Annotated in this window: 10 protein-coding genes; 9 read left to right on the top strand and 1 reads right to left on the bottom strand. The window is 39.6% G+C overall.

The features are described 5' to 3' along the window. Positions 1-279 precede the first annotated feature (279 nt). Both lon and yihA read left to right on the top strand, forming a co-directional pair. Positions 280-2,607 (top strand): endopeptidase La, encoded by a 2,328-nt coding sequence (gene lon, locus G4Z05_RS05645; protein WP_163250858.1) that lies wholly within the window; start codon positions 280-282, stop codon positions 2,605-2,607. Then, positions 2,604-3,185 carry a ribosome biogenesis GTP-binding protein YihA/YsxC gene (gene yihA, locus G4Z05_RS05640; protein WP_038536546.1) on the top strand — a complete coding sequence of 194 codons (582 nt, stop codon included), beginning with the start codon at positions 2,604-2,606 and terminating at the stop codon, positions 3,183-3,185. Before lon ends, yihA begins: the two co-directional genes overlap by 4 nt. A 44-nt stretch (positions 3,186-3,229) precedes the next feature. Here yihA and G4Z05_RS05635 read toward each other — a convergent pair whose 3' ends face one another. After that, positions 3,230-3,718 carry a LiaI-LiaF-like domain-containing protein gene (locus tag G4Z05_RS05635; RefSeq protein ID WP_163250857.1) on the bottom strand — a complete coding sequence of 163 codons (489 nt, stop codon included), beginning with the start codon at positions 3,716-3,718 and terminating at the stop codon, positions 3,230-3,232. Positions 3,719-3,932: 214 nt separating this feature from the next. On the opposite strand from G4Z05_RS05635, the gene hemA reads away from it, so the two are divergent. From hemA to spoVID, 7 genes are all read left to right on the top strand, one after another. Further along, positions 3,933-5,276 (top strand): glutamyl-tRNA reductase, encoded by a 1,344-nt coding sequence (hemA, locus tag G4Z05_RS05630; protein ID WP_163250856.1) that lies wholly within the window; start codon positions 3,933-3,935, stop codon positions 5,274-5,276. Between the two features lie 20 nt (positions 5,277-5,296). Beyond that, positions 5,297-6,130 (top strand): cytochrome C assembly family protein, encoded by an 834-nt coding sequence (locus G4Z05_RS05625; RefSeq protein ID WP_163250855.1) that lies wholly within the window; start codon positions 5,297-5,299, stop codon positions 6,128-6,130. Positions 6,131-6,144: 14 nt separating this feature from the next. Further along, the gene (gene hemC, locus G4Z05_RS05620; protein WP_163250854.1) at positions 6,145-7,080 is read left to right on the top strand and encodes a hydroxymethylbilane synthase; all 936 of its coding nucleotides are present in this window, start codon (positions 6,145-6,147) and stop codon (positions 7,078-7,080) included. After that, positions 7,077-7,853, top strand: a complete 777-nt coding sequence (locus tag G4Z05_RS05615; protein ID WP_163250853.1) for a uroporphyrinogen-III synthase — start codon at positions 7,077-7,079, stop codon at positions 7,851-7,853. The genes hemC and G4Z05_RS05615 overlap by 4 nt, the downstream gene beginning before the upstream one ends. Before the next feature lie 154 nt (positions 7,854-8,007). After that, positions 8,008-8,988, top strand: a complete 981-nt coding sequence (gene hemB / locus G4Z05_RS05610) for a porphobilinogen synthase (protein ID WP_163250852.1) — start codon at positions 8,008-8,010, stop codon at positions 8,986-8,988. A gap of 24 nt (positions 8,989-9,012) precedes the next feature. Next, positions 9,013-10,299 carry a glutamate-1-semialdehyde 2,1-aminomutase gene (gene hemL / locus G4Z05_RS05605; protein ID WP_163250851.1) on the top strand — a complete coding sequence of 429 codons (1,287 nt, stop codon included), beginning with the start codon at positions 9,013-9,015 and terminating at the stop codon, positions 10,297-10,299. 110 nt (positions 10,300-10,409) lie between these two features. Further along, entirely contained in the window at positions 10,410-11,630 is a 1,221-nt protein-coding gene (gene spoVID, locus G4Z05_RS05600; protein ID WP_338036747.1) for a stage VI sporulation protein D, read from the top strand. The last annotated feature ends 18 nt before the right edge of the window (positions 11,631-11,648 follow it).

Genomic DNA, 11,648 nt, shown 5'->3' with positions numbered 1-11,648 from the left:
AAGTTTTTTTCGGGTTTTTCGACCTTAAGAATATCTAGCCCCAATTTCTACTGAATCACTGTGATTTCTTTAGTTTTAGTTGGGGTCTAAACCTATGCCAAGTATTTTTGTTTCTTTAAAAATGCAGTTATTTTCTTCAATTGGAGAAGATATAGATAAATGATAAAAGTCCATTTCCTCAAAATAGACACTAAATACTAAATAGGATAGAATTTGTACAAAGACTATTCTGTATGACAGTATAGTAATTTGTAGTTTTATATGTGGAGGTGTAGTATTTTGGCCAAAAAGAACGAAATTGTTGTCCCTCTCCTACCGCTTCGGGGGTTGCTGGTGTATCCGACGATGGTCCTTCATTTAGATGTAGGTCGTGAACGTTCGGTGCAGGCACTTGAAAAAGCAATGGTAGATGACCATATTATTTTCTTAACCACTCAGAAGGATGTTTCGATAGATGATCCTACAGAAGAGGATTTATACAAATTTGGCACATTAACAAAAGTAAAACAAATGCTAAAACTTCCTAACGGAACAATACGTGTCTTAGTGGAAGGATTAAAGAGAGCAGAAATTGTATCATTTTATGATGAAGATGATTATTTTTCAGTTAGTGTCAACACATATGAGGATCCGACCGATAAGGATGTTGAGGATCAGGCATTGATGAGAACCATGCTTGATTATTTTGAACAATACATAAAATTATCGAAGAAGATTTCAGCAGAGACATTTGCTTCTGTGGCTGATATTGAAGAGCCAGGACGAATGGCAGATATCATTGCTTCTCATTTGCCAATTAAATTGAAGGAGAAACAAGATATCCTTGAAACGATCGATGTAAAACAAAGAATGAACAAGGTCATCGATGTCATTTTTAATGAAAAAGAAGTATTAAATTTAGAAAAGAAAATCGGACAGCGTGTAAAACGCTCGATGGAAAGAACGCAAAAAGAATATTATTTACGCGAACAAATGAAAGCCATCCAAAAGGAATTAGGCGATAAAGAAGGAAAAACTGGCGAGATCGCAGAGCTAACGAAAAAAATTAATGAAGCTGGCATGCCTGAACATGTATATAAAACAGCGATGAAAGAGCTCGATCGCTATGAAAAAGTTCCTACTAGTTCGGCAGAAAGTGCCGTCATTCGCAATTATATTGAATGGCTAATTAGTTTGCCTTGGTCGAAAAAGACAGAGGATAACATCAATATTCATCGCGCAGAAAAAATTCTTAACCAAGAACATTACGGACTTGAAAAAGTAAAAGAACGAGTCCTTGAATATTTGGCTGTGCAAAAGCTGACGAATTCTCTAAAAGGACCAATTCTTTGTCTTGCCGGGCCTCCGGGTGTAGGTAAAACAAGTCTTGCCCGATCCATTGCGGAATCCCTAAATCGGAAGTTTGTTCGTATATCCTTAGGAGGTGTCCGTGATGAATCGGAAATTCGTGGGCATCGAAGAACGTATGTTGGTGCTATGCCAGGTCGTATTATCCAAGGTATGAAAAAAGCAGGAACAATTAACCCGGTCTTTTTACTTGATGAAATCGATAAAATGTCCAGCGATTTCCGAGGGGATCCATCAGCTGCGCTATTAGAAGTACTTGACCCAGAACAAAACCATAATTTCAGTGATCACTATATTGAAGAAACTTATGATTTATCAAAGGTTATGTTCATTGCAACCGCTAATAATTTAAGTACTATTCCAGGACCGCTATTGGACCGAATGGAAATCATAACGATTGCAGGGTATACTGAGCAGGAAAAGGTTCATATCACAAGAGATCACTTGCTGCCGAAACAAATGAAGGAAAACGGACTGTCAAAAGGAGTATTACAAGTTCGTGATGATGCCATCTTAAAAATGGTCCGTTATTATACAAGGGAAGCCGGTGTCCGCAGTTTGGAACGCCAAGTGGCAACTATTTGCCGTAAGACAGCGAAAATTATTGTTTCCGGTGAAAAGAAACGAGTAGTTGTGACAGAGAAAAATTTAGAAGAATTTTTAGGAAAACCAAAATTCCGCTACGGACAAGCGGAAACAGAAGATCAGGTAGGGGTGGCAACTGGTTTGGCCTATACCACGGTCGGGGGAGATACATTGCAAATCGAGGTTGCTTTAGCCCCTGGTAAAGGAAAGCTCGTCCTTACTGGAAAGCTAGGAGATGTGATGAAGGAATCGGCACAGGCCGCTTTTAGTTATGTCCGATCCAAAGCAAAGGAACTGGAAATTGAAGAGGACTTCCATGAAAAATATGATATTCATATTCACGTCCCTGAAGGGGCTGTTCCTAAAGATGGTCCATCTGCCGGTATTACGATTGCGACTGCACTTGTTTCCGCGTTAACCGGACGGCCGATCCGCCGGGAAGTAGGAATGACTGGGGAAATTACACTTCGTGGAAGAGTTTTACCAATCGGCGGATTAAAAGAAAAAACGTTAAGTGCCCATCGTGCAGGTTTGACAAAAGTCATCCTTCCAAAGGACAATGAAAAGGATATTGACGATATTCCAGAAAGTGTACGCAACGAATTAGAATTTGTTCCTGTTACGCATGTCGATGAAGTATTAAGGCATGCATTAGTGGAGGGGAGATTGGAATGAAAGTAACTAGTTCTGAAATCGTCATTAGTGCCGTTAGGCCAGATCAGTATCCTGATACGGATTTGCCGGAATTTGCCTTGGCTGGCCGTTCCAACGTGGGGAAGTCATCCTTTATTAATAAGATGTTAAATCGTAAAGGGTTAGCGAGGACTTCATCAAAACCTGGAAAAACACAAACATTAAACTTTTTCTTAATTAATGAGTCACTGTATTTTGTCGATGTTCCGGGATATGGCTATGCGAGAGTCTCTAAGTCCGAACGTGCTGCCTGGGGGAAAATGATTGAAACGTATTTTACTTCTAGGGAGCAATTACGTGCATGTGTACTAATCGTTGACCTGCGCCATCCGCCAACAAGTGATGATGTCATGATGTATGACTTCTTAAAGCATTATGAAATCCCATGCATCGTTATTGCAACAAAGGCGGACAAAATTCCTAAAGGAAAGTGGCAAAAGCATTTAAAAGTGACAAAAGAAACACTAGACCTTGATCCGAATGATGATATCGTTATTTTTTCCTCAGAAACAGGGGAAGGAAAAGACAAAGCATGGGCAATTATAGAAAAGTATATGTAAGAAATTAATCTCATAACAAAATCGCCTGGCATGATGCCAGGCGATTATTTTTTCTTTTTAAAGAGAAAGAAAATACCGAACAGAATTAATAAAACTGGCCAAAATTTCCAGACAAGGCTCATTCCGTTTTGTACAAATTCAAGATAATTAGCAATCTTATCATAATACAGTAATAGAACAGCTAAAATAAGAAAGAGAAAGGCTTGAGATAAACCTGAACTTGTTTTTTGAAATCGAAGGAAAAAGCCTAATGAAATAATTAAAAATAACATGCCTATATGATTATTAGGCCAGAATGTAACGTTGCCAACGAAATGAAAATGAAGACCAAATCCGACCATGATCACTCCAGGCAAAATCGCTTCTGAATCATTAGCTGAATATCCTTGTCCTAAGAAGGCAGTCCCAACAATGATCAATAAAGTAGGCCATGTAAAAAATGCTTGAAAAATAGTCATTCCAGATTGCTGCAATAAAAAATAGGCACCAAATCCTATTAAAATGATTCCAGGAAAAATTTGCTGGTTCTTCAATTCAAACACCACTTCCAGTAAAGTCGACTTGAATCTAAACTATTTTTTTGTTACTGTACATAAGGGAGTATAAATAAGTAAATACTCTCATTCAATTAATAATAATATCATACAGGTTTCGATGAATGTTCACAATTTTCGCGTATAGAGTGAAAATGTACATGATATAATCAATGTAGTTATATTGTAAAACATATGGGGGTGTCAATGACAAATGCATATAGTAGTAGTCGGATTAAACTATAAAACTGCCCCTGTTGAAATTCGTGAGCGGTTGACTTTTAATGAAACAGAACTTGTGGATGCGATGCAAAAATTAAATCATAAGAAAAGCATCCTAGAGAATGTGATTCTTTCTACATGTAATCGTACAGAGATTTATGCGGTCGTGGACCAATTGCATACGGGCCGTTATTATATTAAAGAATTTATTTCCGAATGGTTTGGCATTGAGCAAGCAGAATTCTCGCCATTTTTATTTATCTATGAGGATGAAGCTGCAGTCAATCATTTATTCCAAGTAACATGTGGACTAAATTCCATGATTTTGGGTGAAACACAAATTCTTGGCCAGGTTCGATCTAGCTTTATGCTTGCTCAAGAAAATGAAACAACTGGTTCGGTGTTTAATCATTTATTTAAACAAGCGATCACAGTTGCCAAGCGTGCCCATTCTGAAACAGAAATTGGTGCAAACGCAGTTTCCGTCAGCTATGCAGCAGTAGAATTGGCAAAGAAAATCTTCGGTTCTCTTGCTAACAAACATGTATTAATTTTTGGTGCTGGAAAAATGGGCGAATTGGCCGTTCAAAATCTACACGGTAACGGGGTTAAAAAGGTAACGGTTATTAACAGAACACATGAAAAAGCAAAAGACCTTGCCAGCCGCTTCAATGGAGAGGCAAGAACAATAAAAGAATTGCAATGTGCACTAGTTGATGCTGATATTTTAATTAGTTCTACCGGTGCAAAGGATTTTGTAATTACTAAAGAAATGATGGAAAAAGTGGAGAAATTGCGAAGAGGAAAGCCGTTATTCATGGTGGATATTGCGGTGCCACGTGATTTGGATCCAGCCATTGCCGAGCTAGAAAATGTCTTTTTATATGATATTGATGATCTGGAAGGAATTGTCGAATCCAATCTTCAAGAACGGAAAAAGGCAGCTGAAAAAATCATGCTGATGATCGAAAAGGAAGTTGTCGATTTCAAGCAGTGGCTTGGTATGCTTGGCGTTATTCCCGTCATTTCTGCCCTGCGTGAAAAAGCCCTTGCTATTCAAGCTGAAACGATGGTCAGCCTAGAACGTAAGCTGCCAAATTTAACAGAACGTGATAAGAAAGTATTAAATAAACATACGAAGAGTATCATTAATCAACTCTTAAAGGATCCAATTTTACAAGCAAAGGAATTGGCTGCAAGTAATAATGCGGAACAGGCCATGAACCTATTTATGAAAATTTTTAATATCGAAAATATGGTCAAAGAGCAGCAATCAAAAGCGAATGCAGCCGGAACGAACAAAATACCTGTTAAAGAAGCCCAAGCTTCCTTTTAAGACAAAGGGGGCTTCTTCATATGACAAATGTCTGGATGACAAGGCTGCATGAATTCACGGTTGTTCTTTATGCCTTAAGTGTGCTGCTTTATTTTTTCGATTTTCTGCAACATAACCGGAAGGCCAACCGAATTGCCTTCTGGTTACTTGTATTTGTATGGGTTTTGCAAACTGGCTTTCTCATATTTTATATGTTTCAAACAGGTAGATTCCCTGTACTCACTATCTCTGAGGGACTCTATTTTTATGCCTGGATATTAGTCACATTTTCACTTGGAATCAATCGTTTTTTGCGGGTTGATTTTATTGTTTTTTTCACAAATCTTCTTGCTTTTTTTGTGATGGCAATTCATGCTTTTGCACCGATGGAATATCATTCGCAAGTTATGGCTAAACAACTAGTATCAGAACTTTTGTTTATTCATATAACGATGGCCATTCTATCATATGGCGCATTTTCCCTGTCATTTGTTTTTTCTTTATTATATTTAATTCAATACGATCTATTAAAAAGAAAGAAGTGGGGGACACGTTTGATTCGGATTGCGGATTTGAACAGTCTTGAAAGACTTTCCTACATATTGGCTATTATCGGCGTTCCCATGCTTCTTTTAAGTTTAATTTTGGGATTGCAGTGGGCACTTCTTAAGCTTCCAGGCATGCCGTGGTACGATATAAAAATCGTTGGTTCGTTTCTCCTATTAACGGCTTATAGTATTTATTTATATTTAAGAACGGTCAAAAACCTTACAGGGAAAAAATTGGCCCTATGGAATGTAGGATCCTTTTTAATCGTATTAATTAATTTTTTCTTATTTGGACAATTATCAACATTTCATTTATGGTACTCATAATTTAGGAGGCAATCATGAGAAAAATTATCGTAGGCTCCAGACGTAGTAAATTGGCATTAACACAAACAAATTGGGTCATTGAACAGTTAAAAAAATTAGATCCACGTTTTGATTTTGAAGTAAAAGAAATCGTTACAAAGGGAGATAAAATCCTTGATGTGACCCTTTCTAAAGTAGGTGGAAAAGGGTTATTTGTTAAAGAAATTGAGCAAGCTATGTTGAATAAAGAGATTGATATGGCGGTCCACAGCATGAAAGATATGCCTGCTGTTCTTCCAGAGGGGCTGACAATAGGGTGTGTCCCATTTCGTGAAGACCATCGTGATGCGTTAATATCAAGAGGGCATGTTAAATTAAAAGATTTAAAACCAGGAGCAATCATTGGTACAAGTAGCCTTCGTCGCAGTGCACAGATTTTAGCGGCACGTCCGGATTTGGAGATTAAGTGGATCCGTGGCAATGTGGATACGAGATTGGCGAAGTTAGAGACGGAAGAGTACGATGCTATTATCTTAGCAGCAGCTGGCCTTTCTCGACTTGGTTGGGCATCTGATGTCGTGACAGAATATTTAGATACAGATGTTTGTATCCCAGCTGTCGGCCAGGGAGCATTGTCTATTGAATGCCGTGAAGATGATCAAGAGCTGCTAGCGCTTTTAGAAAAATTAACAGATAAGAAAACAGAAAGAGCGGTTCGTGCTGAACGTGCTTTCCTGCAAAAAATGGAGGGAGGATGTCAAGTACCAATTGCTGGTTATGCTTTTGTAGATGAAAATGATGACATCGTCTTAAATGTTCTAGTAGCTTCTCCGGAAGGACAGGAAATTTTCAAGGAAGAGCTCAGAGGACAACACCCGGAAGAGCTTGGTGTACAAGCTGCTAACCTATTAATCGAAAAAGGGGCAAAGGACCTAATTGAGAGAGTGAAGCGGGAGCTTGAAGGAATATGATTCAGCCCCTGCCTTTGCTTGGGAAAAGAGTTCTTGTGCCAAGGGGTAAAGATCAAGCGAAACCTTTTTCACAGCTTGTCGCAAGCTTCGGCGGATTTCCTGTTGAAATTCCATTGATTGATTTTCGACCAATTAAAAAGAATGAACGCCTTCAAGATTGTTTGAAAGTTCTTGATACATATGATTGGATTATCTTTACTAGCAATGTCACAGTAAATACCTTTTTCACTTTTATAAAAAAGGAACGGGCATGCTTTCCGAAAATTGCGGTAATAGGGAAAAAGACGGAGAAAGTTCTAAGGGAAAGAGGACTCCCAGTTGCATTCGTCCCTTCTGCCTATGTGGCAGAAGTGTTTGTACGTGAGTTCATACCACAAATAAAAAAGGGGACAAGAGTATTAATCCCAAAAGGAAATCTTGCCCGCGAATATATTGCAAGCTCCCTGCGGGAAGCTGGGGCTTTTGTGGATGAAGTGGTCATTTATGAAACCTTTATGCCTGAGAAAAGTCGTCAAAAGCTTGCAAAAATGCTCGATGGTGGTGAACTTGATATTTTAACATTCACTAGCCCTTCGACGGTTGATCATTTAATGAAAGTGGTTAAGGAATACCGCTTACAAGATAAGCTGAAACATTGCATCATTTCTTGTATTGGACCTATTACAGAGAAAAAATTGCGGGAATATGGGCTACCTGTTCATGCGGCACCATCTGAGTACACCGTAGAGGAAATGATCAAGAGCACGATTGCTTTTTTAGCTGCGGAAAACTGAGCGACATCACAAGTAAAGCGGTATCATTTGCGTGTAAAGCTTCTTTTTTCTCGAAAAAAGGAGGCATGATCCCTAAAAAACTTACACGATCGAAGAAAATGTTCGTTTATGGTTAGATCCTGTATTTTTAAAAAATAAGTTGGAGGTAATATCTATGCAACTTCAATTTTCACGCCACCGTAAATTACGTTCTAGTGCGAATATGCGCGCACTTGTTAGAGAAAATCATTTAAGAGCGGAAGATTTCATTTATCCACTGTTTATATATGAAGGAGAAAATATTCGTAAAGAGGTATCCTCCATGCCTGGTGTGTTTCAAATCTCTATGGATCACCTTCATGCAGAAATGGAAGACATTGTCGCCCATGGAATTAAAGCGGTGTTATTGTTCGGTATTCCCGCAACGAAAGATGAATGCGGCGGACAGGCTTACCATGACCATGGCATTGTACAAGAGGCAACTCGTTACATCAAAAAACATTTCCCTGATATCCTTGTTATAGCAGATACTTGTCTATGTGAATATACGAGCCACGGTCATTGTGGAGTGGTCAAAGGAGAAAAAATACTTAACGATGAATCCTTGGAATTACTTGTGAAAACGGCTGTTAGCCAGGCTCAGGCAGGTGCGGATATTATTGCTCCATCCAATATGATGGATGGATTTGTTGCCGCGATTCGAGCAGGTTTGGATGAAGCTGGCTTTACAGAAATCCCTATCATGTCTTATGCAGTAAAATATGCTTCCTCTTTCTACGGTCCATTCCGTGAGGCAGCTGAGGGAGCTCCACAATTTGGTGATAGAAAAACCTATCAAATGGACCCAGCGAACCGCTTGGAAGCTTTTAGAGAGGCTGAATCAGATGTGGCAGAAGGCGCTGATTTCTTAATCGTTAAGCCTGGTATGCCATACCTAGATATTGTCCGTGATATGAAAAATAACTTCAATGTGCCGATTGTCATTTACAACGTGAGCGGCGAATATGCAATGATCAAAGCTGCAGCACAAAACGGTTGGTTGGATGAGAAAAAGACGGTACTGGAAATGCTCGTGGGGATGAAGCGCGCAGGCGCGGATTTAATCATCACCTATCATGCAAAAGATGCGATTCGTTGGTTAAAAGAAGAACAATAATTTTATCCGAAGTGAGGGAAAAGAATGCGTTCATATACAAAATCAATAGAAGCATTTAAAGAAGCCAAAAAACTAATGCCCGGCGGTGTTAATAGTCCGGTTCGTGCGTTTAAATCCGTCCAAATGGATCCAATCTTCATGGAAAGGGGAAAAGGTTCCAAAATCTATGATATTGACGGGAAAGAATATATTGATTATGTCTTATCATGGGGACCCCTTATTCTTGGTCATTCCAATGATCGTGTCGTAGAGGCGCTGAAAAAAGTAGCCGAGGAAGGGACCAGTTTTGGTGCACCAACCTTGAAAGAAAATGAACTAGCCAAGCTTGTGATTGAACGAGTGCCTTCCATTGAAGTCATTCGTATGGTGTCCTCTGGTACGGAGGCTACGATGAGCGCTCTCCGTTTGGCGAGAGGCTATACTGGCCGTAACAAAATATTGAAATTCGAAGGTTGCTATCATGGGCATGGTGATTCTCTTTTAATTAAAGCAGGATCGGGTGTTGCGACACTAGGTTTACCTGACAGTCCAGGTGTACCAGAAAGTGTAGCGAAAAATACGATTACCGTACCATATAATGATCTTGAAAGTGTGAAATATGCTTTTGAACAATTTGGCGAAGACATTGCCTGCATAATCGTCGAGCCAGTCGCCGGCAATATGGGGGTTGTTCCGCCGCTTCCAGGCTTCTTGGAAGGTCTTCGTGAGATTACTAATCAATACGGCTCGCTTCTAATTTTTGATGAGGTAATGACTGGTTTCCGTGTAGGATACAACTGTGCCCAAGGACATTTTAATATTAAGCCTGATTTAACTTGCTTAGGGAAAGTCATCGGTGGAGGGCTTCCAGTCGGTGCTTACGGGGGCCGTGCGGACATTATGGAACATATTGCTCCGAGTGGTCCAATTTATCAAGCAGGGACATTATCCGGCAATCCGCTGGCGATGACTGCAGGTTATGAAACTCTTAGCCAGCTGACACCCGAACATTACGAAGAGTTTATTCGAAAAGGTGACATGCTTGAAAAAGGTATTAAGGAAGCTGCGGATAAGTATGGAGTGCCAGTTAGCTTTAACCGTGCTGGTTCCATGATTGGTTTCTTCTTTACAGAAGAAAAAGTCATCAATTACGAAACAGCCAAGTCATCAAATTTAGAATTTTTTGCAGCCTACTATCGTGAAATGGCAGAACAAGGGGTGTTCTTACCTCCTTCCCAATTTGAAGGGTTGTTTCTTTCTACCGAGCACTCTGATGAAGATATTGAAAAAACAATTAAAGCAGTCGAAAAGGCTTTTTCCAATCTTAAATAAATTTTTGAGTGACACTCGCCAATATGGCGGGTGTTTTTTCATTTCCTCTTTTCTAATTCTTCTTTTTTATCATAATTAAAAAATTTCCTTCATAGAGTGTAAGTGACATAGTGATTTGTTTAAAGGAAACGAAAGGAGGAGTCGCTTTGTCCCAGGAGAATCAATCGTACCTTCGATTTTCCGTGGAGGAGTCTTTGTGGTTTAGAAAAGGACAGGAAGTCGAAGAGCTTATTTCCATTTCTCTAGACCCTGATATTACCATACAGGAAAATGATCAGTACGTCACTATACGAGGATCGTTGGAACTAACCGGTGAATATAACTGCTGCAAAGAAGTGGAGGAAAGCGCTGAAGAAAAAGGATCTTCCCAAAAATTTGTTGAAAGTGTTTCAGAACGAGAAGAAGATGGGACGTGTGAGTTTACACACCGGTTTCCTGTTGATATAACGATTCCGAACAATCGTATTCAAAGTGTTTATGATATTGATGTCATTGTAGAGTCGTTCGATTATCATTTGCCAGAACGTAGCTGTTTAAAGCTCTCTGCAGAACTTGCGATAACAGGCCTTTATGGAACTGAACAAAAGCAGGAAGAAGAACTTGAACAATTAGAAGTGTTCGCCCGTGAAAGCAAAGAGGAGGAAGCGGAAGAAGTAAGTTTGGAGCCGGCAGCCGATTCGGCTGAAAGCACTGCAGAACTTCCCCTATTATTTGAGACCGAGGCTAGAAAACAACAAGAAGAAAAACCGGTTACCGAAGTATTTCCTAAATTGCCAACCTTCAGCTATCAACCACCTGATGATGAGGAGATAGTGAAAGAGGAAGCAAAGGAGGAAACTCCTCAACCAGCGTGGCGCTTCCAGGAATATCAGCAAACAGAAACACCTCCATCTTGGCAAATCCAAGAGTATGAACCACCAACGAACCCTTCTTCATGGAATCAGCCAGAAGCTAGAGAGAATGACAATCAGTTGGAAGAAGAAATAGAAGAGCTTACGGAAGAATCAGCCTCCCAAGCAGGATTTGAGGTTGAAGCACAGGAAGATAGTGTGGAAAGTGCTTTTTCAGAGGAGTCGCCAAAGCAGGAAAAGAAGAAGTTTGGTAAAAAGAAAACAATGACATTGACGGAATTTTTTGCTAGGAAGGATGAAGGAACATCTAAAACGAGGCTAAGGGTATGTATCGTTCAAAAAGGGGATACAGTAGAAAGTCTAGCTGAACGATATGAAGTTTCTACACATAGTCTCCTACGTGTTAATAATCTCGAACCAACACAGGATGTATATGAAGGCCAGGTATTGTACGTACCAGCTGCATTAACTAAAAAATAAGGTTTCATTGAAGTTGAG

Origin of the sequence: Neobacillus thermocopriae, assembly GCF_010975035.1 — a bacterium.
Lineage (GTDB): Bacteria > Bacillota > Bacilli > Bacillales > Cytobacillaceae > Neobacillus > Neobacillus thermocopriae.
Note: the sequence above shows the minus strand (reverse complement) of the source record. Positions and strands in the feature narration are given on the sequence as shown.